This window comes from Bacillus cereus group sp. RP29 (genome assembly GCF_040459765.1).
Classification (GTDB): domain Bacteria; phylum Bacillota; class Bacilli; order Bacillales; family Bacillaceae_G; genus Bacillus_A; species Bacillus_A paranthracis.
The window spans coordinates 580,001-602,576 of sequence record NZ_JARVHN010000001.1; the positions used below are offsets into that span (position 1 = coordinate 580,001).

The window sequence follows — 22,576 nt, forward strand, 5'->3', positions numbered from 1 at the left end:
CACCTCGATGTCGGCTCATCGCATCCTGGGGCTGTAGTCGGTCCCAAGGGTTGGGCTGTTCGCCCATTAAAGCGGTACGCGAGCTGGGTTCAGAACGTCGTGAGACAGTTCGGTCCCTATCCGTCGTGGGCGTAGGAAATTTGAGAGGAGCTGTCCTTAGTACGAGAGGACCGGGATGGACGCACCGCTGGTGTACCAGTTGTTCTGCCAAGGGCATAGCTGGGTAGCTATGTGCGGAAGGGATAAGTGCTGAAAGCATCTAAGCATGAAGCCCCCCTCAAGATGAGATTTCCCATAGCGTAAGCTAGTAAGATCCCTGAAAGATGATCAGGTTGATAGGTTCGAGGTGGAAGCATGGTGACATGTGGAGCTGACGAATACTAATAGATCGAGGACTTAACCATATAATATGAAGCAATGTTATCTAGTTTTGAAAGAATATAAAAAAACTTGTTGACTTTCAAAGTTAAATGAGTTACAATAATTCTTGTCTTAAATGAATACAGTCTGGTAATGATGGCAGAGAGGTCACACCCGTTCCCATACCGAACACGGAAGTTAAGCTCTCTAGCGCCGATGGTAGTTGGGGCCTTGTCCCTGTGAGAGTAGGACGTTGCCAGGCAAATGGAGGATTAGCTCAGCTGGGAGAGCACCTGCCTTACAAGCAGGGGGTCGGCGGTTCGATCCCGTCATCCTCCACCATTTAGCCGACTTAGCTCAATTGGTAGAGCAACTGACTTGTAATCAGTAGGTTGGGGGTTCAAGTCCTCTAGTCGGCACCAGAAATCATGGCGGTTGTGGCGAAGTGGTTAACGCACCGGATTGTGGCTCCGGCATTCGTGGGTTCGATTCCCATCAGTCGCCCCATTTTTATTAAATAAATTAATATGCGGGTGTGGCGGAATTGGCAGACGCACCAGACTTAGGATCTGGCGCCTTTGGCGTGGGGGTTCGACTCCCTTCACCCGCACTTTTAATTAAATAACTCATACATGTCTTGCGGAAGTAGTTCAGTGGTAGAATACAACCTTGCCAAGGTTGGGGTCGCGGGTTCGAATCCCGTCTTCCGCTCCAATTTTCAATATGACATGCCGGGGTGGCGGAACAGGCAGACGCACAGGACTTAAAATCCTGCGGTGGGTGACCACCGTGCGGGTTCGACCCCCGCCCTCGGCACCATATGCGCCCGTAGCTCAATTGGATAGAGCGTTTGACTACGGATCAAGAGGTTAGGGGTTCGACTCCTCTCGGGCGCGCTTTTATTAACGGGAAGTGGCTCAGCTTGGTAGAGCACCTGGTTTGGGACCAGGGGGTCGCAGGTTCAAATCCTGTCTTCCCGATATTCCCAAAAAACATGGGGCCTTAGCTCAGCTGGGAGAGCGCCTGCCTTGCACGCAGGAGGTCAGCGGTTCGATCCCGCTAGGCTCCACTTATTTTAATATCATTTATGGCGGTGTAGCTCAGCTGGCTAGAGCGTACGGTTCATACCCGTGAGGTCAGCGGTTCGATCCCGCTAGGCTCCACTTATTTTAATATCATTTATGGCGGTGTAGCTCAGCTGGCTAGAGCGTACGGTTCATACCCGTGAGGTCGGGGGTTCGATCCCCTCCGCCGCTACCATAAAGGACCTTTAGCTCAGCTGGTTAGAGCAGACGGCTCATAACCGTCCGGTCGTAGGTTCGAGTCCTACAAGGTCCACCATTAGAAGTTTATATCTCGGAGGTATACCCAAGTTCGGCTGAAGGGATCGGTCTTGAAAACCGACAGGCGGCGAGAGTCGCGCGGGGGTTCGAATCCCTCTACCTCCTCCATTTTTTCTTAATTAAATATTTTATCGTCGCGGGGTGGAGCAGTCTGGTAGCTCGTCGGGCTCATAACCCGAAGGTCGCAGGTTCAAATCCTGTCCCCGCAACCAAGGTCCCGTGGTGTAGTGGTTAACATGCCTGCCTGTCACGCAGGAGATCGCCGGTTCGACCCCGGTCGGGACCGCCATTTTTACATAAAGGCTCGGTAGCTCAGTCGGTAGAGCAGAGGACTGAAAATCCTCGTGTCGGCGGTTCGATTCCGTCCCGAGCCACCATTTTGAAGTCGCAAGCCGGCTTAGCTCAATTGGTAGAGCAACTGACTTGTAATCAGTAGGTTGGGGGTTCAAGTCCTCTAGCCGGCACCACTTTCAAAATGAGCCATTAGCTCAGTTGGTAGAGCATCTGACTTTTAATCAGAGGGTCGAAGGTTCGAGTCCTTCATGGCTCACCATTTACAATTTAATGCGGGTGTAGTTTAGTGGTAAAACAAGAGCCTTCCAAGCTCTGGTCGAGAGTTCGATTCTCTTCACCCGCTTTTCAATTATGGGCCTATAGCTCAGCTGGTTAGAGCGCACGCCTGATAAGCGTGAGGTCGATGGTTCGAGTCCATTTAGGCCCACCATAATTGTTCCGCAGTAGCTCAGTGGTAGAGCTATCGGCTGTTAACCGATCGGTCGTAGGTTCGAGTCCTACCTGCGGAGCCATATTTATAGAGAAGTACCCAAGTGGCTCAAGGGGCTCCCCTGCTAAGGGAGTAGATCGCGAACGCGGTGCGAGGGTTCGAATCCCTTCTTCTCTGCCAGTAATTGGCCCGTTGGTCAAGTGGTTAAGACACCGCCCTTTCACGGCGGTAACACGGGTTCGAATCCCGTACGGGTCATATTAAAAGAGATAGCATAATCTGCTATCTCTTTTTTGTTGTGTAAAAGTGATACTCAAGGTCATTAACGAAATGGCACTTAGAAATATATCATAGCTGGGAAGATCCTAAGGAATTAGTTGTAGAGTTATTAGATACAGTTGAATAATAAAAATTGAAATATGGGTCGCTCAACTAAAGGATACTTTAATTGAGCTTTTTAATATTGAAATTTCTGTATTAGGCGCTACCACAGAAAACAAATAGTATAAATAGAAGAAGCTGTCTTTCAATAGGTGATCTACTGGAGACAGCTTTTTTATGATGCTAACGTTGTCGAGTTTTGTCGGTAAGTCGATATATTGCAAAAATCGCCGATATAATTTGAGTTACGGTCGATAAATTTCAATAATCGCTGATATATTTGGAGTTACAGTCGATATATTCTAAAAATCGCCGATATAATTTCACTTACCGACAAAAACATAAGAAAATCCCTTTCACAATCTAAAGAAAACGCCTCCATTGAAATGGATTCCACACCTATTCCAATAACTTTACACTCTATGTGAAAAAGTTCACAAATAGGTCATAATTTGTGAAGTAATTCACAATAATACGTGCTACAATATGAGTGTAAAGAAGTTAAACAACATTAAATTAGTATTTTAATTAATTACTTAAACAATCATAAAAAATATATGTGAACAATAGAGAGGGGAAATTACCATGAAAAAAGGTATCAATCGTGTAGTATTAGTAGGAACAGGAGCTGTAGGGTGTAGTTACGCTTACTCAATGATTAACCAAGGTGTAGCTGAAGAATTCGTATTAGTAGATGTTAATGAAGCAAAAGCAGAAGGGGAAGCAATGGACTTAAGCCATGCGGTACCATTCTCTCCATCACCAACAAAAGTTTGGAGCGGTAGCTATGCAGATTGTAAAGATGCAGATTTAGTAGTTATCACTGCTGGATTACCACAAAAGCCAGGTGAAACTCGTTTAGACTTAGTTGAGAAAAATACAAAGATCTTTAAACAAATCGTTCGCGGTATTATGGATAGCGGATTCGATGGAATCTTCTTAATCGCAACTAACCCAGTTGATATTTTAACTTACGTAACTTGGAAAGAATCTGGTCTACCAAAAGAGCGTGTAATTGGTTCTGGTACTACTTTAGACTCTGCTCGTTTCCGTTACATGTTAGGTGACTACTTAGATGTAGATCCACGTAACGTTCATGCTTACATCGTTGGTGAACACGGTGACACTGAACTTCCAGTATGGAGTCACGCTACTATCGGTGTACAAAAACTAGAAACAATCTTAGCTAACAACGAACAGTACAAACAAGAAGACTTAGACAAAATCTTCGAAAACGTACGTGATGCAGCTTACCATATCATCGAGCGTAAAGGTGCAACTTATTACGGAATCGGTATGTCACTACTTCGTGTAACTAAAGCAATCTTAAACAACGAGAACAGCGTATTAACTGTATCTGCATACCTTGAAGGTCAATACGGTGAGAAAGATGCTTACGTAGGTGTTCCAGCTGTAATTAACCGTGAAGGTGTACGTGAAATCGTAGAGCTTGAGTTAAATGAGGATGAAAAAGCGAAATTTGCTCATTCTGTAAAAGTATTAAAAGAAACAATGGCACCAGTACTATAATAATAATTGCTAAATAATCCAGAAGTGGGGAACTACTTCTTACTTCTGGATTTATATATAATTTAATATAAATTCCTTTTCCGGTTTCCCTTGTATATCCCCAATATACCCCTTTTGCTGGATCAGGGTCGTTTATAGAAAAGAGCACTCTACTTTGGGTAGAGTGCTCTTTATTATTATCATTTTTTAGGCGTTAATCCTAATTTCTTTAAAATATCTGCCAGTGTACCGCTTTTTGATTTTTCAACAGGTGTTTGTGATTTAGATGCATCGGGACCTTTTTTCAAGAAGTTCTTTTCAACGAAGCGAATATCTTTTTCGTCAACAATACCATCTTTATTTAGGTCACCGTCTTTCACAGATACTCCTTTTTTACCATAGTTGCTAGCGATAATTTCAGCATCTTTTATATCAATTACTTTATCGCCATTTACATCACCTGCAAGGTTTTCATCAAGGCGTGCATAATAATATTGGCCAATTAGCTTACCGTCTTTTTCAGTACCAAGTTTCGTTGTTAGTCGGCTTGTTAAATGCCCTGGTACTTCTACATATAAGTTATAGTCGCGTTTATTAACAGGAAGTCCATTTAGTTTGAAGTATCCGTATTTGTCTAGTGAGCCTTCAAACTTATGACGGTAAGAATCAGTTGCATATACTTTTACGCCAAGCTTTGTATAATCGAATTTCTCATCTAAATAGCCACGTTCATTTAAGAATGCACCAGGTTTAATATTTCCTTCTACTAGTGAGTTTAAAGACATAACTGAGAATGTTTGATCTTGAAGGACACGCATTCTATTTGGCTCTGATTCACCTTGTTTCCAGTAAGCGAACACTGATAAATCTAATTGAGCATTTGCTTCATAAAATTCATCATTTTCTACCTTAAAAGTTATATCAATGAACGGGAAGTCACCATCTAATCCAGCGAAGTTTTTATCATCAATAGCCCCGCCTACTGTAACAGAACCTTCTTCTAGTTTTGATTCATTTATTTTTGCGGTTACCCCTTTTTCAGAAAGGAGTTTTTCAAAAGCAGGATTCAATTTCGCATTTGCAAATTTGAAGTTCTTCTCTAGGAATTTTACGTTAAATTCTCCAGCAACGAATTGTTTTACGTGTTTCGCGTTTAGGGTTACTGTGAACTCGTCCCCTTTATATACTTCTTTTTTATCGTAACTAGCTTTTGCATATTGAGCTCCTTGCGGGATAAACCAGTAATTATTTACACCGCTTGGATAGTCAGGACCTGCAGTTGCATAATCGAAAATATATACGCCTGTGTTCATTGGACCTTCCACTTTAAAGGATTCAGGAGTAATGCCAACTTTAAAGTCTCCATTTGCATTAATAGGTAAAAACTTATGCAAGTATGGAGAATAGTCATAATACATAACGCCATTCGCTTCTTGCGTAATGTTTAATCCTTTTCCTTTTAAGTAGTCAACGTTTGAATCATACACATTTCCTTTAATCCATAACGCTTTTTTACCATCTTCTACTGTGTAATTTTCTTCATTTAATTCATAAATACCAGGTTTTAATCCAGTTAATTTTACTTCTGGCGGTGTATTATCAATTACGACATAATCACCTTTCACACGTGCTTTCCCAGCTTTATCATAGCCAACAAACTCTATTGTGTAGTCTCCTTCTGGTAAGTTGATTTTCTCATCACCAATTGGTTTGGCAGGGTCATTTGTGAAAGGATACACTTTTCCGTTAAAGAATGAATCTAAGTAGTAATACACATCCGTTTTTAGTCCAGTCGTGTTTAATGTCCCAATGAAGCCGAGTGCTTTATTTGTTTTCGAATCTTTCACGATAAGGTCTAACGTTTCAAGTTCGCTATTTAATTGGAATGCCCCGTGAACATATGATTCACCATATGGATTAAACTTTGATGTATCAGTGGAAATTGCTTTTCTTGATAATATTGCATTTTCAATACCAGGTTCTGATACACGAATAGAGAACGGAATTTGGTACGTTTCTTCTTTATTTTTCGTATTTGTAATATGAATATATCCTTCATATCGGCCTTGTTTTACACCGGCTGGAACATTAATTTTTGCTTCAATTTCACCTGATTTGCCAGCATCAAGTGTAATTGTTTCTGGAACAGAAACTTTTACACCGTTTCCGGTAGCGTCGTTAATAGAAGAAGATGCTGGTGTATAAGAAATTTCTGTTTTAAATTCTTTTTTCTCTTGTTTATTATGGTTTTCCACTTTTATATTTCGTTTTTGTTCAAGAGCTTCACCGTCTTTTTGATAGAACTTCCCGAATGCAATGGATCCAGTTTCTTCAGGGACTTCAATTACTTCATCATTTACAACTGTTTTTGTTGTATCTAGCACTTTAAAACTAGTTTCCGTATGAACGGCGTTGTACGCATCTACTCGTCCAGCTCCAACTTCATATACGGAATACTTTTCTTTTAAATCATCAGCTGTGTTCATAAGAGACGCCTTTACATCGAATGGAGAGTATTCTGGGTGTTCTTGTAAAATAAGAGCAGCAACGCCCGCGATATGAGGAGAAGCCATAGATGTTCCTTGCATACGCTCGTAGGAAACGTCATAGTTTTCGCCCTCTTGTGGGTCGTTAATATATTCAGGTACTGTTGAAAGTACAGCAACACCAGGCGCTGTAATATCTGGTTTAATATCATCATTTGATGTAACAGGGCCGCGTGAGCTAAAGTCTGCAAGATGATCGCCTTCTGTTTGAATATAACTAAGTTCGTCAAAGGTAAAGGATGTATTACCTTGTTCGATCTGAGCTTTTAGTTTTTCACCGTCTTCTTTCGTTAGGCGGAATGCGGGAATGTATTTTGTACTTTCGCCAACATAGAAAGGAATTTCTCCGTCCACATTGTTATAAATAATAACGGCTTTTGCACCAGCTTGTTTTGCATTCGCAATTTTTTCATCAAATGAGAGTGTACCGCGTGCAACGAGAGCGATTTTTCCTTTTACATCTTTTTTACTAAATTCATCAGGCGTACCGATTCCTACCGATTCGATAGATAACGTTTGTCCCTTGAAATCTTCTATTTTATCAGTGAAGTTTTTGCCAAATAAAATTAAGTTAGGGAATTGCACTTGTCCAGCATGACTTGATAGTTTCGGTAAGGAAATAGAGCTATCACTTGCTTCAACCGTAATTGCAAAGGGAGAAGCACCTGGTGATCCGAGTGTTGCTGGATTTGGACCAGAGTTTCCAGCGGCAACGACTGTAACAACACCGGAAAGCATTGCGTTGTTAACAGCGATAGACGTTGGATCAAGCGGATTGTTGCTCTCATCACCTAACGATAAGTTAATGACGTTCATACCGTCAGAAATTGATTTATCGATTGCAGCAATAATACCTGAACTAGCTCCACTTCCGTATGGACCGAGTACACGATAGTTATACAGTTCAATGTCAGGTGCAACACCTTTTACTGCGGAATCTGATTTGTTTTTCTTTTGCGCAGAAACGATACCTGCTACGTGAGTACCGTGGGCTGTGTAGAAGGAAGAGCCACGATCATCAAATTCAGGAGCGCCAGATTGTTGCCACTCTGTATAAGTTGTTTCCATCGGATCTGCATCGTTATTAATAAAGTCCCAACCTTTTACTGAGTTTGGATCTACCTTGCTAGAGTCTTCGCCAGGTTTTGCGCGATAGCCCTTATACACGTCTTTTAGGTCAGGATGATTGTAATCAATACCTGTATCTAATACACCAACTTTAATTCCTTTTCCGGTAATGCCTTCGCTATGTAACTTATCGACCCCAATTTGCGGAATACTATCTGTTAGTTTTTGAGGTGCTTTCTGCTCTGCTTGTTTTGGTAAATTTAGTTTCACTTCATAATCTTTCCAAATACGCTTTACAACGCCAATTCGTAACAATTCTTCTACTGTATTTGCAGGTAACGTCAGCGCAACCCCATTTATCGCATGTTTATAAGAACGTTTAATTTGTACAGACTGGAAATTCCCTGACTTTACTGATGGGCTAAATTGATAAAGGCGTTTTAGTCCTTTTTGAAATTCCTCATGCTCTTGATCAATACGCGCTTTTATATTTTCAGGAGCAGCTTGTAATCCTTTTTCTTTTTGTTTTAATTCATTAATCTTTACTGGAGCTGTTTGAAATTCTACAATGATATTTACTGGTTCCGAACTACTTGTATTAATATCTGGCGAGATAGTAAAACCAGGGTTGGCATCTAACGTTTGTAATGCCTGGCGCTGTTCTTTAGAAAGTTTTGATAGTAAAGACTGGGCGTTTGAAGAGTCAATTTGGTTAATAGGATTTTCAGCAAGTACATTGAACGGAAGGGCAGTTGAAAATAGAACGCCAGCCGTTACAATTCCGGTAACAAAACGATTTTTCTTTTTCATGTATAAGCCTCCGATAATTTATATTTTAAAATTTATTTCTCCGTGCCTGGTGTTTGCTCTGCATGGAATGTCCAGTTTAGCTGTAAGGAATCACCCTGGAATTTATTTTGATCTTGTTCGTTGTCTTCAAAGGAGAAGAGCACGTGTAAATAATCTGTTTCACCAGATTTAATACCGTCTATTAAGTTATGACGTTCTAGAGAAGTAGCCACATCTTCAGGTTTCATAGTTTTTAATTCTGATAGTTTTGTTTCCCACAAAATTTCATGATCATCGTTTGGATTAGATGGCTTTCCATCATTCACTAAAAATTTAACGATGATGTGATCGCCTAAATCTTCACCATCATTATTTTTCTTTGCATCTGTAACTTCATAGGATGTTTCAAGTGCTACTTTTGCAATATCCAATGATCCTTTATTTTTAAGTGTGAAATTTTTTTCAATAAAGTCACCTGGTTTTAAATCTTTCACATTAACAATTACACTTGGATTAATAGAAAGGTCTAGTGTGCCAGCTTGAAATGAGTTACTAGATGTTTCTGAATCACTGAAGTAGGCGAATACACCGCCGAATGTAAGGGATAAGCCAAGCGTTGCTGTGACAACTCCCATTCCAACCTTTTGTTTTAATGACATAAGAAAGCCCCCTAATTAAATTTTTATAGCGACTGTTCGTAACAAGGATAAATAAGTAAACATAGTAGTCCGCTATGAATTATAGTTACGAAAAGTCGGTGTTCTTTATTGAGAACAAGTATATGCTTATAAATTTTCCATTTCAATACAATTGTGACGAAAAATGTTGAGAAACATTTTTTTATGACAGATTATTTTGTTGCGATTTTAAGTGGAAAATAGGATGAAAAAGAGGATGAAGCTAATAAAATAGAGGTTGAGAAATAAATAGTAAGATGAAAGACTAGTGAAAAATGACGCGTTTTCAATGAATATTCGTCAAAATTCGATATTTTATATAGAAATGTGAAAAAAATTCAACATTTTTAAGAAAAAAACGTATATTTTTTATAAATTAACAAGGATATTTCAGTTTTTCGCAGAATTGGTAAAGTATAAAAAATTCTGTCATCTTAGTGAGGTGAGCATATTGAGTGTAATAAATTGTGAAGAAGTGAAACGAGATGAGTTTCATACAGAAAAGTACTATGACAGTTATAACATCTTTGGCGCACATATTGTGACGGAAGATGAGATGCGAGGTGTACGATTTACAGTATGGGCTCCTCATGCGAAAGCAATGAGTGTTGTTGGAGATTTTAATGAATGGGATTATGAGCAACATAAGATGCTGCAAGTGACAGAAGAGGGAATTTGGTCCCTATTTATACCGCATATAGAAGAAAGAGAAATATATAAATATGCGATTGAAACGATGGCTGGTGATGTCATTCTTAAGGCAGATCCGTATGCTGTGTATGCAGAAGTAAGACCGAATACGGCATCTGTAGTTTTTGATATAAAGGGATACGAATGGAATGATAAAAACTGGAGTCGTAAGAAAAAGAAAAAATCGGTTTATAAAGAAGCGATGACAGTTTATGAATTACATTTCGGTTCTTGGAAAAAGAAAGAAGATGGAACACTGTACTCTTACAGGGAAATGGCAGAAGAACTCATTCCTTATGTGGTGGAACATCAATTTACACATATTGAAATTATGCCGCTTGTTGAGCATCCATATGATCGTTCTTGGGGATATCAAGGAACGGGATATTATGCAGCAACGAGTAGATTCGGCACACCACATGATTTGATGCATTTTGTCGATGAATGTCATAAATATGGAATCGGTGTCATTTTAGATTGGGTGCCGGGGCATTTTTGTAAAGATGCTCACGGTTTATATTTGTTTGATGGGACACCGACTTATGAATATAAAGATAAAGATGTGCAAGAAAATCCAGTATGGGGAACTGTCAACTTTGATTTAGGAAAGAGGGAAGTACGTAATTTCTTAATTTCAAATGCGTTATTTTGGATGAGATATTTCCATATTGATGGTTTCAGGGTAGATGCAGTTGCGAACATGCTGTACTGGAATAAAGAAGGACAAGAGCAAAGTAATGAGCACGCTGTTTCATTTTTACGAGAGTTAAATGAAGCTGTGTTTGCAGAGGATGAAGATTTTCTTATGACAGCAGAGGATTCAACAGCTTGGCCACTTGTAACAGCTCCAACGTATGAAGGTGGGCTTGGATTCAATTACAAATGGAATATGGGCTGGATGAATGACGTGCTGAAATATATGGAATGTGCGCCAGAGTATAGAAAATATATTCATGATAAAATGACGTTCTCTTTACTATATGCTTACTCTGAAAATTTCATATTACCGCTTTCTCATGATGAAGTCGTTCATGGGAAAAAGTCGTTATTAAATAAAATGCCAGGAGACTACTGGGATAAGTTTGCTCAACTTCGTTTATTATATGGATATTTCTTTACTCACCCAGGAAAGAAATTACTTTTCATGGGAGGAGAATTCGGGCAGTTTGATGAGTGGAAAGACCTTGAAGATTTAGATTGGAATTTACATGATTTTGAAATGCATCGTTATATGCATGATTACTTTAAAGAGCTCATAGCATTGTATAAGCGCTCCAAACCACTTTGGCAGCTTGATCATTCGCCTGAAGGTTTTCAGTGGATTGATGCTAATAATAATGAGCAAAGTATTTTCTCTTTTATCCGCCAAGGGGATAAACAAGAAGATGCGTTAGTTGTCGTATGTAATTTTACGAAAGCTACATATGAAAACTATAAAGTAGGTGTACCAGATTTTGAGTATTATAACGAGATTTTAAACAGTGATGCTGAGCAATATGGCGGATCAGGGCAAGTAAATAAGAAACGTCTGAAGGCGATTCAAGAACCGTTTCATAATCAAGCAGCACATGTAGAAATTACAATTCCACCATTTGGCGTATCCATATTACGACCAGTGAAGACGAGAAAGGGGAGCAAAAAACAAGATGGCTCAAAAACAAAAGTGCGTAGCAATGTTACTAGCAGGGGGAAAAGGTAGTCGATTAAGTGCATTAACAAAAAATTTAGCCAAGCCAGCTGTTCCATTTGGTGGTAAATATCGCATTATTGATTTTACGCTAAGTAACTGCGCGAATTCTGGTATTGAAACGGTTGGGATTTTAACGCAATATCAACCGCTAGAACTTCATAATTATATCGGAATTGGCAATGCATGGGATTTAGACCGAGTAAGCGGTGGAGTCACAGTATTACCTCCTTATGCGGAGTCTTCGGGTGTGAAGTGGTACACAGGTACGGCAAGTGCCATTTATCAAAACTTAAACTATTTAAGTCAATATGAACCAGAGTATGTTCTCATTTTATCAGGTGACCATATTTATAAAATGGATTACAGTAAAATGCTAGATTACCATATTGAGAAAGAAGCGGACGTTTCCATTTCTGTTATTGAAGTGCCTTGGGATGAAGCGAGTCGCTTTGGCATTATGAATACGAACCAAGAGATGGAGATTGTTGAATTTGAGGAGAAACCGCAATTTCCAAGAAGTAATCTTGCATCAATGGGAATTTATATTTTTAACTGGGCGATTTTGAAAGAGTATTTAGAAATGGATGCAAGAAACCCTGAATCTAGTGATGATTTCGGAAAAGATGTGCTTCCGCTTTTATTAGATGAAGGGAAGAAGCTAATGGCGTATCCGTTTGAAGGATATTGGAAAGATGTTGGTACAGTGAAGAGCTTATGGGAAGCGAATATGGATTTACTGCGCGATGAAACATCACTGAATTTAAACGACCGTGACTGGCGTATTTATTCTGTTAATCCAAACGAACCGCCTCAATATATTGCTGAAAAGGCAAGAGTAGAAGAATCACTTATTAACGAAGGATGCGTCATCGAAGGGGACGTGAAGCATTCTGTATTATTCCAAGGGGTGACGGTGGAAGAAGGTAGTATGGTTATTGATTCTGTCGTTATGCCAGGAGCGAAGATTGGCAAAAATGTTGTGATTGAAAGGGCAATTGTTGGATCGGAAATGGTTATTGAAGATGGAACAATTATTCGTCCGGAAAAAAATGTTGACGATGTAGTACTCATTGCTGAAGGGAAATAGAAAAGGGGGATGAAATGAATGGGAGAAAAAATGTTAGGAATTATTAATGCAACGGGAAGTTTTCCTTCCTTAAAGAAAGTAACAGGGCATCGTTCACTAGCGGCGTTACCGTTTGGGGGCCGTTATCGACTCATTGATTTCATGCTTTCAAATATGGTGAATTCTAATATTCATAGTGTGGCAGTTTTTACAAGCCATAAAAACCGTTCACTAATGGATCACGTTGGTTCAGGCAAACAGTGGGATTTAGATAGAAAACGAGACGGACTGTTTTTATTCCCGCCAAATTGCCAATGTGATCAAGATGAATTTGGATCTTTTGCACATTTTAGAAGACATATTGATTATTTTCTAAGAAGCAGAGAAGAGTACGTCGTGATTACGAATAGCCATCTCGTAACAGCATTAAATTTTCAAGCAGTGTTAGAGCGACATATACATACGGCAGCTGATATTACGGAAGTTTGCCATGAAGGGGTTTCGCTTCAAACATACGTGTTAAAGAAACAATTATTGTTAGATTTATTTGAGTCATATAAAGATGTGGAGCAATATAGCTTATTCGATGTAGTGAGAGAAAAGCGCGGAAAATCACTACATATTGCTACATATGAGCATGCAGGATATGTAGCTATTATTGATTCGATTGAAAGTTACTATAAACATAGCTTAGAAATTTTGCAACCTGCTATTTGGAAGCAACTATTTAAGAAAGAAGCACCGATCTTTACGAAAGTAAAAGATGAACCACCAACTCGTTATGTAAAGGGTGCAGCTGTGAAAAACACAATGATTGCAAACGGCAGTATTATTGAAGGTGAAGTAGAAAATAGCGTTGTCTCCCGTTCTGTTAAAATTGGAAAAGGTTCAATTGTTCGTAATAGCATTATTATGCAAAAGAGCCAAATTGGAGATAATTGTATAATAGACGGTGTTATTATTGATAAAGATGTGAAAATTGGTGACGGTGTTGTCTTAAAAGGAAACGCCGATGAGCCATACGTTGTAGAAAAAGGAAGCGTTCAAAACAGTACGATTAATAGTTATTCTTAAGAAATCAGTGGGGGTTTTTCCTCCACTGATTCAAGTTTTAATTTAAATGAAAACTCGAAGGGAGGAAGCTGCAAGGGAAGTAGTATAAGCTTTTCGTGCAGTGGGACAACAAGTGAATATTTTATTTGCAGTATCAGAATGTGTACCATTTGTTAAATCGGGAGGATTAGCTGATGTAGCAGGTGCGCTCCCAAAAGAGCTAAAAAAATTAGGTGTGGAAGTTCGCATTATACTCCCGAATTATAGTCTTATTCCGCAAAAATTAAGGGACGGATGTACGCTACATAAAGTAATTAACGTCCCGCTTGGCTGGAGAAATCAATATTGCGGAATTTTAAAAGGTGAGCAAGACGGGATTACGTATTACTTAATAGATAATGAATATTATTTTAAGAGGGATTCTCTGTATGGTCATTATGATGACGGAGAGCGTTTTTCTTATTTCTCGAAAGCAGTTTTAGAGTGTATTCCTCATCTTGATTTTGAAGTGGATGTTCTTCATAGCCACGATTGGCATACAGCTATGGTAAATTTCTTACTACGTGAAAAGTATCAAGATAACCCATTATATGAGCATATTAAAACAGTATATACGATTCATAACTTGCAGTTCCAAGGTGTATTTCCTCCTGAAGTGATGTACGACTTGCTAGAACTTGGTGATGAATATTTTCATAGTGAGCAGTTAGAGTTTTATGGAAATGTGAACTTTATGAAGGGCGGTATTATCGCTTCAGATCAAATTACAGCAGTTAGCCCGACATATAAAGAAGAAATTCAATATGAATTTTTCGGTGAGAAGTTAGATGGATTGTTGCGAAAATATAATGATAAGCTTAGCGGCATTGTAAATGGAATTGATACGAGCGTGTACAATCCAGAAACGGATTCGTATATTACTGCGCAGTACGATGCGGATTCATTATATGAAAAGAATGAAAATAAACGCGCGTTACAGCGTTATTTTGGTTTGCCAGAAAAAGAAGATACACCAATTATTTCAATGGTAACGAGATTAACGAAGCAAAAAGGTCTTGATTTAGTACGTACTGTATTCCGAGAAATAATGGAAGAAGATGTACAATGTATTATTTTAGGATCAGGTGATTCGGAATATGAACAATTCTTCGAGTGGATGGCATATGAGTATCCTGAGAAGGTAAAAGTGTACATCGGTTTTAATGAAGAATTAGCTCACCAAGTATATGCGGGAAGTGATTTATTCCTAATGCCATCATTGTTTGAACCGTGTGGACTTGGACAACTTATCGCATTAGCGTACGGTACGATTCCAATTGTAAGAGAGACAGGCGGATTAAATGATACGGTACAATCTTATGACGAAGAAACTGGAGAAGGAAATGGTTTCAGTTTCACGAACTTTAATGCACATGACATGTTACACACTGTTCGTCGTGCAATTGAATTTTATCATGATAAACCGGTATGGGAGCAGCTTGTAAAACAAGCAATGAATGAAGATTATGGCTGGGGAAAATCAGCCCTTGCTTATAAAAAATTGTATAAAAGTCTCATGGAATAACATGTAGGTGGTGAAGAGATGTTTACTCATGTTGAAAGTTTCAAATCAGCTTTTCTAGAAAAGTTAGAGACGATGTATGGTAAAAGTTTCAAAGAATCTACAACTCGTGATCAATACAATACGCTTGGGTACATGGTACGTGAGTATATGAATAGTCAATGGATTGCAACGAATGAAAGTTATCGGTCTGGAGAGCGAAAGCAAATGTATTACTTATCCATTGAGTTTTTACTTGGGCGTTTGCTTGGAAGTAACATATTAAATTTAGGCATCAAGGATGTATGTGAGCAAGGGCTTTCTGAGCTTGGAATTTCGTTGCAACAATTAGAAGAGGTGGAAGCAGATGCAGGTCTTGGAAATGGTGGACTTGGACGGTTAGCAGCCTGTTTCCTTGATTCACTTGCATCTTTAAACTTACCAGGTCATGGGTGCGGAATTCGTTACAAACACGGCTTATTTGATCAAAAAATTGTTGATGGTTATCAAGTTGAATTTCCAGAACAGTGGCTTCTTCATGAAAATGTATGGGAAGTAAGAAGGCATGATCAAGCTGTAGAAGTAAGTTATTTCGGCAATGTTGAACCGCTCTACATTGATGGGCGTTTAGAATTCAGGCATACAAATGCAGAAGTAATTATGGCCGTACCATATGACGTTCCAGTAGTAGGTTATGAGACGAGTACTGTAAATACACTTAGACTTTGGAATGCGGAACCAGTTCCTTTCCCACAAAATTGCAAAGATATTTTGAAATATAAGCGTGAAACAGAGGCGGTATCGGAGTTTTTATATCCAGATGATACGCATGATGAGGGGAAAATACTTCGTTTGAAACAACAGTATTTCCTCGTATCAGCAAGCTTGCAAAATATCGTTCGTATGCATAGAGAAAGATATGGTGACCTTCGTCAATTACATGAGAAAATTGCGATTCATATTAATGATACCCATCCAGTTTTGGCGATTCCAGAACTGATGCGTATTTTATTAGATGAAGAAAAACTAGCATGGGAAGAAGCTTGGCACATAACAACGCAAACGATTTCTTATACGAATCATACGACGTTATCAGAAGCTCTTGAAAAGTGGCCAATTCACATTTTTAAACCGTTATTACCGAGAATTTATATGATTATTGAAGAGATTAATGAACGTTTCTGTCATGAACTTTGGGAACGTTATCCGTATGAATGGCATCGCATTGAAGAGATGGCGATTATTGCGCATGATCTTGTGAAAATGGCTCATTTAGCAATTGTCGGTAGCCATAGTGTAAACGGTGTAGCAAAAATTCATACGGAGATTTTAAAACAGCGTGAAATGCGATTGTTTTATGAGTTTTATCCAGATAAGTTTAATAATAAAACGAATGGAATCGCTCATAGACGCTGGTTAATGAAGGCGAATCCGCAGCTGACGAACCTTATTTCAGAGGCGATTGGAACAGAGTGGAAGAAAGAACCGATTAAGCTTCAAGAGCTACAATTAGTTCAATACGATGCGAGTTTCCAAGAGAAATTTGCAGAGGTAAAACAAGAGCGTAAAGAGATTTTAGCAGCGCGCATTCATCATACAATGGGGATTACAATTGATCCTAATTCTATTTTTGATGTGCAAGTAAAAAGGCTACATGCTTACAAGCGACAATTATTAAATGTTCTTCATATTTTATATTTGTATAACCGTTTGAAAGAGGATGCTAGTTTTACATTTTATCCGCGTACTTTTATTTTTGGAGCGAAAGCATCACCTGGCTATTACTATGCGAAAAAAATTATTAAATTAATAAATGAACTTGCAAGGAAAGTGAATAACGATCCGTACGTAAGCCAATATATGAAAGTTATCTTTCTAGAAAACTATCGAGTGTCTGTAGCGGAAGATATATTCCCAGCGGCCGATGTAAGTGAACAAATTTCAACAGCGAGTAAAGAAGCATCTGGAACAGGCAATATGAAATTTATGATGAATGGTGCGATTACGCTCGGCACGTTAGACGGAGCGAATATTGAAATAAAAGATAGAGTCGGTGATGATAACTGTTTCATTTTCGGCTTAACGGCCGAAGAAGTTCTTCATTACAATCAAAATGGTGGATATCGTGCAAGTGATTATTATCACCACAATGGGCACATTAAAAAGGTAGTAGATCAGCTAACGAATGGTTTCTTTGCACAGTCGGGAGCTGAATTTGAAGCAATTTACGATTCTCTCGTTATTCAAAATGATGAATATTTCGTTCTGCGAGATTTTGGCCCATATGCGGAAAAGCAAGAAGCTGTTGGTAGAGCTTATGAGAACCGAACGAAGTGGCTCGAAATGTCGATTTTAAATATTGCACAATCTGGTCATTTTGCGAGCGATCGAACGATTTTACAGTATAGTAATGAGATTTGGGGTATTGGTAATACAGTTACGCAAATTTAAAGAGATTGCTACGTTGGAAAAGATTATATGAAATTTATATCGGCGATTTTTAAGATATATCAGCGATTCTTAACTTTTATCGGCGGTTTTCACATTTTATCGACCGATACTTAAAATATATCAGCGATTTTTAAGATATATCGATTTACCGACAAAAAATGACACTGATAAATAAACCGAGCTTAAACTTATTAAGCTCGGTTTTCTTTTTTTGCTTAAGAAAGAAATGGGATCGCAGTATATATGATACCTGTTCCATCATATTCTCCTGTCGCAAAGTATGAAAATGTAAAGAAACCTGTAAACGTAAAAATTACAATGAGAAAAAGTGCAAAGATAAATTTTAGCATGTAAGGTCCCCTCATCCAAAAGTAAATTCATATATTATTATAGTATAAGGATATTTAATTTCCAATTGTTTACTGGTTAAAAATGAGAAGTCAGACATGTTTTGTATGTTGTCATGGCATGATTATTTGTAATAGATTTTGTGTTTTTTGTAAAAGTCATGTTGTGATGAACGTGTGCATATTCCCAGTCTTGGTCATTAAAATTTATGTTTCGAGGAGGAAGAAGTGGAACGACATCAAATAAATTGACGAAACGAAAGCTACTAGCTACTTGCAGTTTATAATAATTCCGAAAGGCGATATCTCCCACTTTTGGGGAGGCAAATGTATACAGACCGTACTGTGCGAAGGCAGTGTTTATACGCGCATCGAGTATATGTAGTGTGGCAAGCGCGCCGCCTAAACTATGACCTGTTGCAAGAAGTTTTTTATGGGCTGGTAGTGATACAAGCATATCCATAATAGAATCCCGGCAAGACTCATAAATGGAAAGAAAGCCGTTATGGACATTTCCGCTATTTAAAGCATATGGGTATGGTTTTTGGTTAACGAGTGAATCGATAATCCAGTCTGTATCTGTTTGTGTTCCGCGAAAAGCTACAATAACGGTATCCTCAGATTCTAGTATGAATCCGAACCATTCTGTCGTTTGAATGGTTTTTCCTTGAAAGCCTTGTACATATTGAAAACCATCTGGTATTTCAAAAATCCCATTTTGTTTATATTGTTCATACGTTAACTCACAACAAGAAGCTAACAGTATGGCAGTATCTTTATCAAAGGATAAAGGAGTACGCATTAAGGGAGCCTCCTTAAGAAAAGGTATAGTTCAATATATGCAGTGAGGGACTTGATTCATTCTTTTAGAAAAAAACCTTGAAACTACAGTTACGTGAGGGAGTATGATTTTTGTAAACATACTGTTAGGAGGAGTGTAAGATAAGCAAAAGAGAAGGCTATTCAATTGGTGAGTTTTCAAGGAGAAGAGGCGTGGCTTAACGAAGTGATGGAGTATTATATGATTCGAAGTGGTTTGTATAGTCCACCTAAATAAAAAGAGCCCTATAAGGGCCCTATTTACTCTTTTCCATCTAATAAACGACCAAGTCCACCTAAAACACTACCTTCACCAGTGCTTTGCGCTGCTGGGCTTGTCAGACGTGCTGCTAAGCGGCTAAGTGTTAAGGACTGAATCCAAACTGTTCCAGGGCCTTCTAACGTTGCGAAGAATAAACCTTCGCCGCCAAATAGAGCTGTTTTTACTTTTCCAACGAACTCGACATCGTAGTTAACGTCTTTTGTCATGGCAACGAGACAACCTGTATCAATGCGAAGTTTTTCGCCAGGCTTTAATTCACGTTTGTATACAGTTCCGCCTGCATGCATGAAAGCAAGTCCATCACCTTCAAGTTTTTGCATGATGAAACCTTCACCACCGAAGAAACCAGTTCCTATTTTTTTCGTAAACTCAATGCCGATAGAAACGCCTTTTGCGGCACAAAGAAACGCATCTTTTTGACAAACTACTTTCCCTTGATATTCTGTTAAATCTACAGGAATAATTTTACCCGGATAAGGAGCAGCAAAGGATACGTGACGCTTGCCGTGACCTGTATTTGTAAATACAGTCATGAACATGCTTTCCCCTGTAACGAGACGCTTACCAGCGCCCATTAACTTTCCGAATAAACCTCCAGATGGTCCAGAACCATCACCGAAGATTGTTTCCATTTCGATGTAATCTTCCATCATCATCATTGCGCCAGCTTCTGCAATAACGCTTTCTTCTGGGTCTAACTCAATTTCAACAAACTGCATATCATCGCCGTATAATTTATACTCGATTTCATGTGCTTGCATTTTTTTCACCTCATAAATATGTAGTAATTATATTGTACAGAAATTATTAGAATTAGAACACTATAGTTTTGTTAATTTTCCAATAAAATATGAATATGGAAGTTCAACATTATATTAAAATTATAAAAAAATAATGGAATGAAAGTGTTCTCATTTGACGTTTTGGATATAGCGTGATATAGTGAAGTCACTATTGAGCTACATAATGTGGTACGGAAATAAAGCACGTTGAATTAAAGGCTGTAAGCTTGTTATACATTCATGTCCTTTATATCCACCTTTTCATGTGGATTCATAGTTTCATTTTTATTTAGGAGGTACATGACATGCAAACAGGTAAAGTTAAATGGTTCAACAGCGAAAAAGGTTTCGGTTTCATCGAAGTTGAAGGTGGAGACGATGTATTCGTTCACTTCTCAGCTATCCAAGGTGACGGATTCAAAACTTTAGAAGAAGGTCAAGAAGTTTCTTTCGAAATCGTTGAAGGTAACCGTGGACCACAAGCTGCTAACGTTACAAAAAACTAATTAGCTAGCGATAAAAAGCATTCCGATTTTCGGAATGCTTTTTTTTATTCTTTGGAACTCGACTCATTTGAAGATAATTCGCCCTTAAAGGTACGCTCTTCAAAGTCATCAAGCATTTGCTCATATTCTTCATGTTCTTCCGTAGCGAAAACTTGCGGATTTTTTCCATACATATCTGTACCGATAAAGTTTTCAAAATCCTCTACGTAGCCTACGTTTTCTTCACTATTTACGTACATGCCGTTATAGTTTTTCGAATCTTGTCTTTCTAAATCAGATGGTGTTTCAGATGTTCCGTAATTGGCAACATCTTGCCATGCATCTTCTGCATCATATTCAACAGAACGATCTTCATCATGTTTGTGGAAAGAAGGAGATAACACTTCTTCTTCGACTGGTCGTGTATTCATATTTAACTTATTTGTCGCGTGCTGGATGCATGTTGTAGCAGTCGGCATTGCTTCTAATCTTTCAAATGGAATTTCTTCACCAGATACTTCGCAAATGCCGTACGTACCCGCTTCTATTTTTTGCAGGGCATGTTTCGTATCCTCTAGCTGTTTATGCCAAAGTTCAATAAGCCCGAAGTCTTTTTCACGTTCATATAGCTCTGTTGCCATATCAGCCGGATGGTTATCGTAGCTAGATAATTCTCCAACAGATTCACGTTCAGATGCACGATCTTCATTTTCGTGTGTTTGTATCGTTTGCTCTAGTTCTTGTTTTTGTTTTTCTAAAACGGATTTAAATTGATTTATTTGTTGTGGAGTTAACATAGTCGTCCACCTTCCTACAATTCAGTTTCTTTACATAGTATGAGCGTTGCGAGTAGGAATTATGAGCTGAAATTGGTATATGAAAAAGGAGCCGCATTAGCAGCTCCTTTTAAAGGAAATATCCAAGTAATAATCCGATTCCCATGAGGAGACCGAAGATTGTATTTGTTTTTGCTGTTGCTATCATCGCAGGTACCATTTCCATTGGAATGCTTTTGCCGATAAAGCCTTTCGTCGCTTTAAATGCTTTCGGTGCACTTAAAAATACGATAAGCATCCATGGTGATACAATGCCCACGATAATTAAAGCAATTGTCCAAATGTAGGAAACGATGAACATAGAAGCAAGTACACCGACCGCTCGCTCGCGTCCAACGAGAATGGCTAACGTTTTACGACCGTTTTCTTTATCGCCATCTAAGTCACGGATGTTATTAGCTAGTAAAATGGCACCAATTAAAATGGAGCTTGGAATAGATAGTAAAACGACTTCTGATGTTACAGTTCCAGTTTGAATAAAGAATGAAATCCCGATAATAATGACACCCATAAATAATCCGGCTGTTAACTCTCCAAATGGTGTATAGGCAATTGGAAGTGGACCGCCTGTATAAAGGTAAGCAACGGCCATACAAACAAGACCGATTGCAGCAAGCCACCAGCTAGAATTCATACAAATATAAACACCTAATAGTATTGCGATGCCGAAAAATCCAAATGCTAAGTTAAGCACTGTTTTTGGCTGAATGCCATCGCGAACGATAGCGCCGCCGATACCAACTGAACCTTCGTGATCAAGTCCTCTTTTGTAATCAAAATATTCATTAAACATGTTTGTTGCTGCCTGAATGAGAAGACAAGCAAGAAGCATTATAAGGAAAAGAGGGAGATGTATTTGATTTATACCTCCGACCTGCATTGCATAGGCTGTTCCGATGAAAACAGGAACGAAAGCTGCTGTTAATGTATGGGGACGTAGTAAACTCCACCAAATGCGCCAGCCTGTTTGCTTGCTTGGCTTTGGCGCCGTAGGAGAGGAATTCGTTTCGACGTTCATTTCCATGTTGAATCCTCCTTTGGTCACATATTGTACACAACTAAGTGTAGAAAAAGCATCATTTAGTGTCAACGTTTATTTTCTAGGAAGAGAAGGTGAATTTCTCAGAAATGCTAAAC

Annotated in this window: 14 protein-coding genes, 23 tRNA genes and 2 rRNA genes (1 of these 39 only partly in view); 32 read left to right on the forward strand and 7 right to left on the reverse strand. The window is 38.8% G+C overall.

The window, feature by feature from the left end; translation table 11 throughout:
- The 26 genes from QCI47_RS02880 to QCI47_RS03005 all read left to right on the forward strand — a co-directional run.
- Positions 1-404, forward strand: a 23S ribosomal RNA gene (locus QCI47_RS02880); it begins 2,519 nt to the left of the window's first position.
- Positions 405-506: 102 nt separating this feature from the next.
- Positions 507-622: ribosomal RNA gene (rrf, locus tag QCI47_RS02885) — 5S ribosomal RNA — on the forward strand.
- 4 nt (positions 623-626) lie between these two features.
- Positions 627-702, forward strand: a tRNA-Val gene (locus QCI47_RS02890).
- 4 nt (positions 703-706) lie between these two features.
- Positions 707-782: transfer RNA gene (locus tag QCI47_RS02895), tRNA-Thr, on the forward strand.
- A 9-nt stretch (positions 783-791) separates the two neighbouring features.
- A tRNA-His gene (locus QCI47_RS02900) sits at positions 792-867 on the forward strand.
- 22 nt (positions 868-889) lie between these two features.
- Positions 890-970: transfer RNA gene (locus QCI47_RS02905), tRNA-Leu, on the forward strand.
- Positions 971-999: 29 nt separating this feature from the next.
- A tRNA-Gly gene (locus tag QCI47_RS02910) sits at positions 1,000-1,074 on the forward strand.
- Between the two features lie 16 nt (positions 1,075-1,090).
- Positions 1,091-1,179, forward strand: a tRNA-Leu gene (locus tag QCI47_RS02915).
- A 3-nt stretch (positions 1,180-1,182) separates the two neighbouring features.
- A tRNA-Arg gene (locus QCI47_RS02920) sits at positions 1,183-1,256 on the forward strand.
- Between the two features lie 10 nt (positions 1,257-1,266).
- A tRNA-Pro gene (locus QCI47_RS02925) sits at positions 1,267-1,340 on the forward strand.
- 16 nt (positions 1,341-1,356) lie between these two features.
- A tRNA-Ala gene (locus QCI47_RS02930) sits at positions 1,357-1,429 on the forward strand.
- A gap of 28 nt (positions 1,430-1,457) precedes the next feature.
- A tRNA-Met gene (locus QCI47_RS02935) sits at positions 1,458-1,523 on the forward strand.
- A gap of 20 nt (positions 1,524-1,543) precedes the next feature.
- Positions 1,544-1,620, forward strand: a tRNA-Met gene (locus tag QCI47_RS02940).
- A gap of 4 nt (positions 1,621-1,624) precedes the next feature.
- Positions 1,625-1,701, forward strand: a tRNA-Ile gene (locus QCI47_RS02945).
- 17 nt (positions 1,702-1,718) lie between these two features.
- Positions 1,719-1,811: transfer RNA gene (locus QCI47_RS02950), tRNA-Ser, on the forward strand.
- A gap of 27 nt (positions 1,812-1,838) precedes the next feature.
- Positions 1,839-1,915: transfer RNA gene (locus QCI47_RS02955), tRNA-Met, on the forward strand.
- Position 1,916: 1 nt separating this feature from the next.
- Positions 1,917-1,992: transfer RNA gene (locus QCI47_RS02960), tRNA-Asp, on the forward strand.
- A 12-nt stretch (positions 1,993-2,004) separates the two neighbouring features.
- Positions 2,005-2,080 (forward strand) — tRNA-Phe (locus QCI47_RS02965).
- Between the two features lie 14 nt (positions 2,081-2,094).
- Positions 2,095-2,170, forward strand: a tRNA-Thr gene (locus QCI47_RS02970).
- Between the two features lie 10 nt (positions 2,171-2,180).
- Positions 2,181-2,256: transfer RNA gene (locus QCI47_RS02975), tRNA-Lys, on the forward strand.
- A gap of 13 nt (positions 2,257-2,269) precedes the next feature.
- A tRNA-Gly gene (locus QCI47_RS02980) sits at positions 2,270-2,340 on the forward strand.
- 10 nt (positions 2,341-2,350) lie between these two features.
- A tRNA-Ile gene (locus QCI47_RS02985) sits at positions 2,351-2,427 on the forward strand.
- A 7-nt stretch (positions 2,428-2,434) separates the two neighbouring features.
- Positions 2,435-2,509: transfer RNA gene (locus QCI47_RS02990), tRNA-Asn, on the forward strand.
- 7 nt (positions 2,510-2,516) lie between these two features.
- Positions 2,517-2,607, forward strand: a tRNA-Ser gene (locus tag QCI47_RS02995).
- A gap of 6 nt (positions 2,608-2,613) precedes the next feature.
- A tRNA-Glu gene (locus QCI47_RS03000) sits at positions 2,614-2,685 on the forward strand.
- A 708-nt stretch (positions 2,686-3,393) separates the two neighbouring features.
- Positions 3,394-4,338 (forward strand): L-lactate dehydrogenase, encoded by a 945-nt coding sequence (locus QCI47_RS03005; RefSeq protein ID WP_000715338.1) that lies wholly within the window; start codon positions 3,394-3,396, stop codon positions 4,336-4,338.
- Between the two features lie 179 nt (positions 4,339-4,517).
- Here the strand turns inward: QCI47_RS03005 and QCI47_RS03010 are convergent, their stop codons facing one another.
- Entirely contained in the window at positions 4,518-8,741 is a 4,224-nt protein-coding gene (locus QCI47_RS03010) for a S8 family serine peptidase (protein WP_353811689.1), read from the reverse strand.
- A 32-nt stretch (positions 8,742-8,773) separates the two neighbouring features.
- Positions 8,774-9,379, reverse strand: coding sequence for a TasA family protein (locus QCI47_RS03015; RefSeq protein WP_309422028.1), 606 nt, complete (start codon positions 9,377-9,379; stop codon positions 8,774-8,776).
- A 469-nt stretch (positions 9,380-9,848) separates the two neighbouring features.
- Here QCI47_RS03015 and glgB point away from each other — a divergent pair, with 469 nt between their 5' ends.
- The 5 genes from glgB to glgP all read left to right on the forward strand — a co-directional run bounded on the left by glgB (position 9,849) and on the right by glgP (position 17,887).
- A complete protein-coding gene (gene glgB / locus QCI47_RS03020) occupies positions 9,849-11,786 on the forward strand; it encodes a 1,4-alpha-glucan branching protein GlgB (RefSeq protein ID WP_000111372.1) in 1,938 nt (645 codons plus the stop codon).
- On the forward strand, positions 11,734-12,864 hold the full coding sequence (glgC, locus tag QCI47_RS03025; RefSeq protein WP_353811690.1) for a glucose-1-phosphate adenylyltransferase: 1,131 nt from the start codon (positions 11,734-11,736) through the stop codon (positions 12,862-12,864). The genes glgB and glgC overlap by 53 nt, the downstream gene beginning before the upstream one ends.
- An 18-nt stretch (positions 12,865-12,882) precedes the next feature.
- The gene (gene glgD / locus QCI47_RS03030; protein WP_076873744.1) at positions 12,883-13,917 is read left to right on the forward strand and encodes a glucose-1-phosphate adenylyltransferase subunit GlgD; all 1,035 of its coding nucleotides are present in this window, start codon (positions 12,883-12,885) and stop codon (positions 13,915-13,917) included.
- Positions 13,918-14,029: 112 nt separating this feature from the next.
- The gene (glgA, locus tag QCI47_RS03035) at positions 14,030-15,460 is read left to right on the forward strand and encodes a glycogen synthase GlgA (protein ID WP_353812001.1); all 1,431 of its coding nucleotides are present in this window, start codon (positions 14,030-14,032) and stop codon (positions 15,458-15,460) included.
- Positions 15,461-15,478: 18 nt separating this feature from the next.
- Complete coding sequence (gene glgP, locus QCI47_RS03040) at positions 15,479-17,887, forward strand: glycogen phosphorylase (RefSeq protein WP_000494087.1); 2,409 nt, start codon at positions 15,479-15,481, stop codon at positions 17,885-17,887.
- A 215-nt stretch (positions 17,888-18,102) separates the two neighbouring features.
- Here glgP and QCI47_RS03045 read toward each other — a convergent pair whose 3' ends face one another.
- From QCI47_RS03045 to QCI47_RS03055, 3 genes are all read right to left on the reverse strand, one after another.
- Positions 18,103-18,237, reverse strand: a complete 135-nt coding sequence (locus QCI47_RS03045; RefSeq protein WP_000911070.1) for a hypothetical protein — start codon at positions 18,235-18,237, stop codon at positions 18,103-18,105.
- Between the two features lie 76 nt (positions 18,238-18,313).
- Entirely contained in the window at positions 18,314-19,036 is a 723-nt protein-coding gene (locus tag QCI47_RS03050; protein WP_001260123.1) for a lipase family protein, read from the reverse strand.
- A 278-nt stretch (positions 19,037-19,314) separates the two neighbouring features.
- The gene (locus tag QCI47_RS03055) at positions 19,315-20,097 is read right to left on the reverse strand and encodes a TIGR00266 family protein (RefSeq protein ID WP_001147837.1); all 783 of its coding nucleotides are present in this window, start codon (positions 20,095-20,097) and stop codon (positions 19,315-19,317) included.
- 326 nt (positions 20,098-20,423) lie between these two features.
- Between QCI47_RS03055 and cspD the strand changes: the two genes are divergently transcribed.
- Complete coding sequence (gene cspD / locus QCI47_RS03060; protein WP_001193054.1) at positions 20,424-20,624, forward strand: cold-shock protein CspD; 201 nt, start codon at positions 20,424-20,426, stop codon at positions 20,622-20,624.
- A gap of 44 nt (positions 20,625-20,668) precedes the next feature.
- Here the strand turns inward: cspD and QCI47_RS03065 are convergent, their stop codons facing one another.
- The gene (locus QCI47_RS03065) at positions 20,669-21,400 is read right to left on the reverse strand and encodes a yteA family sporulation protein (RefSeq protein WP_000957376.1); all 732 of its coding nucleotides are present in this window, start codon (positions 21,398-21,400) and stop codon (positions 20,669-20,671) included.
- A gap of 109 nt (positions 21,401-21,509) precedes the next feature.
- Complete coding sequence (locus tag QCI47_RS03070) at positions 21,510-22,463, reverse strand: 1,4-dihydroxy-2-naphthoate polyprenyltransferase (protein ID WP_000425747.1); 954 nt, start codon at positions 22,461-22,463, stop codon at positions 21,510-21,512.
- Positions 22,464-22,576: the final 113 nt, after the last annotated feature.

What these genes read in the sequence shown, in the direction of transcription:
- QCI47_RS03005 (WP_000715338.1), top strand. Translation starts at nt 3,394, where the DNA reads ATGAAAAAAGGTATCAATCGTGTAGTATTAGTAGGAACAGGAGCTGTA.
- QCI47_RS03010 (WP_353811689.1), bottom strand. Translation starts at nt 8,741, where the DNA reads ATGAAAAAGAAAAATCGTTTTGTTACCGGAATTGTAACGGCTGGCGTT.
- QCI47_RS03015 (WP_309422028.1), bottom strand. Translation starts at nt 9,379, where the DNA reads ATGTCATTAAAACAAAAGGTTGGAATGGGAGTTGTCACAGCAACGCTT.
- glgC (WP_353811690.1), top strand. Translation starts at nt 11,734, where the DNA reads ATGGCTCAAAAACAAAAGTGCGTAGCAATGTTACTAGCAGGGGGAAAA.
- glgD (WP_076873744.1), top strand. Translation starts at nt 12,883, where the DNA reads ATGGGAGAAAAAATGTTAGGAATTATTAATGCAACGGGAAGTTTTCCT.
- glgP (WP_000494087.1), top strand. Translation starts at nt 15,479, where the DNA reads ATGTTTACTCATGTTGAAAGTTTCAAATCAGCTTTTCTAGAAAAGTTA.
- QCI47_RS03045 (WP_000911070.1), bottom strand. Translation starts at nt 18,237, where the DNA reads ATGCTAAAATTTATCTTTGCACTTTTTCTCATTGTAATTTTTACGTTT.
- QCI47_RS03050 (WP_001260123.1), bottom strand. Translation starts at nt 19,036, where the DNA reads ATGCGTACTCCTTTATCCTTTGATAAAGATACTGCCATACTGTTAGCT.
- QCI47_RS03055 (WP_001147837.1), bottom strand. Translation starts at nt 20,097, where the DNA reads ATGCAAGCACATGAAATCGAGTATAAATTATACGGCGATGATATGCAG.
- cspD (WP_001193054.1), top strand. Translation starts at nt 20,424, where the DNA reads ATGCAAACAGGTAAAGTTAAATGGTTCAACAGCGAAAAAGGTTTCGGT.
- QCI47_RS03065 (WP_000957376.1), bottom strand. Translation starts at nt 21,400, where the DNA reads ATGTTAACTCCACAACAAATAAATCAATTTAAATCCGTTTTAGAAAAA.
- QCI47_RS03070 (WP_000425747.1), bottom strand. Translation starts at nt 22,463, where the DNA reads ATGGAAATGAACGTCGAAACGAATTCCTCTCCTACGGCGCCAAAGCCA.